The organism is Caballeronia arationis, assembly GCF_001544975.2.
In the GTDB taxonomy this organism is placed as follows: Bacteria; Pseudomonadota; Gammaproteobacteria; order Burkholderiales; family Burkholderiaceae; genus Caballeronia; species Caballeronia arationis.
The window spans coordinates 1-1,640 of sequence record NZ_FCOG02000409.1; the positions used below are offsets into that span (position 1 = coordinate 1).

The following is a 1,640-nucleotide window of genomic DNA, read 5'->3' on the forward strand; positions in this document are numbered from 1 at the left end:
TCGATCGTGCCCGACAACTGCTCCACCGCAGCGGGCAACTGCCATATCGCATCGCAGATCTATCCGAGCTTGCCGCTGATCAGCATGAAGGACAAGACGGCTGACATCGCCGGTGCGGGTGTCCTTGCCGCTGCGGGGGGCGCGCAATTCGGCTACTCGACAAATCGCACGCCCACCACCATCACCGGCATTCACGGACAGTGGACAGTGCCTAACCCTGTCGGCAGCAAGCCGGGTATCGTGCTCGCGATAAACGGCTTTGGCGCCGACGGTAACTCGCCGTACTACCGCCGCGATGGCGCGCTGCCGCTTACCGGCACGATGAACGCGAACAACCAGGACATGCAGAACGTCGGCAATGTGACGCTCGGCGCGAACAAGGTTATGAAGTTGCAAGCGGGGAACAGCCTTCAGATTGACAACGGCGCTATGTACTACGGCGATAGCGTGAATGCGGCGGTTCGCACCAAAGGCGCGCTGTACGTCCAAAACTATCAGGGTACGGGCGGTGCACCGATCAATGTCGGCGACGTGAATTCGTCCGGCACGGTAAGCGGCAACGTCGTCACCGCGAACAGCGCAAACATCAACTACTCCGCGAGCAACTGCGGCTGGAATGGGGTGACGATCCGCGACAACCTCATGTACGTATGCAACAAGTGGGGCAACTGGGTAGGGGTCAGCACGTTGGTCACTAATCACAGTAGTGACACTCACTACAGCGGCTACTACAACGGATGGGGCGTCAATCCACCCGCATGCGGGGCTGGGGGAACGGCCTGGTATCGGATCACTCCACAGACCATCACGACCGATTACGCAAGTCACAATCCTCCGCTTTCTGGTGCTCGCTTCACGATGGGCTGGAACGGCAGCCAGTGGGTGCTTCAGATCTACAACGTGCTGGCGGATGGCGCTAACAGCTTGGTACCCGATCAGTTAGCACTCCAGGCAGAGATCGACGTGGGTTGTTCCTATCCCAACCAATAAGGAAGAAATGAAGATCACCGGGATTGCACGTGCAGTGCTCGCAGTCGCCTGCGCCATGAGTGTGGGAAACGGAGCTGACGCCGCTGATGTCTATCAGCCGATCGGCGTGCCGATGGCCCCTGGCTGCAACGCTGGCTATTCGTGGCAGAAAATCGGCGCGAGATACCAGTGCGTCACGCCGCAGCCGTCGTGCGCGTATGGTTTCGCGGGCGGGCCGGCCTGGAACGGCAGTACATGGGTCTATTCGTGCAATGCGCCGCCCCCGCCACCGCCGCCGCCAACGTGCCCGAGCGGGTACACCCAACAGACTGCTCCATCGTGGAACGGCTCGGCATGGGTTGGACAGGTGTGCATACCAGCCGCGCAGACCCGACCTCCGGGACCGAATCCGCAAATCTGCCAAGCCTACGTAACTCAGAAGCTCGGATTTTGGCCTGGGTGGGGGCAGCAGAACTGGATTTATGACGACGGCAGGAATACCACCTACACAACCAACACCTGGACCGCATCCGTGAACGAGTACGAGTTCGCGACATGCAGTGTGAGCGATAGCACCGGCGCCGTCACAGGCTACGAAGTCCAGGGTTATGGCGACACCTCGGGCTATGGCGGGTGAGGCAACTGGTCTTAACAAAACGCCTCGGAGCTTT

The 1,640-nt window shown here is 60.2% G+C and carries 1 protein-coding gene and 1 pseudogene; both read left to right on the top strand.

Going from position 1 to position 1,640, the window contains the following annotated elements; all coding sequences use genetic code 11:
• Positions 1–990 (top strand): annotated as a pseudogene (locus tag AWB81_RS46275) (hypothetical protein); the annotation flags it as partial.
• Positions 991–997: 7 nt separating this feature from the next.
• Positions 998–1,606: a hypothetical protein gene (locus tag AWB81_RS45550; RefSeq protein ID WP_144444387.1), complete on the top strand. Its 609-nt coding sequence runs from the start codon at positions 998–1,000 to the stop codon at positions 1,604–1,606.
• The last annotated feature ends 34 nt before the right edge of the window (positions 1,607–1,640 follow it).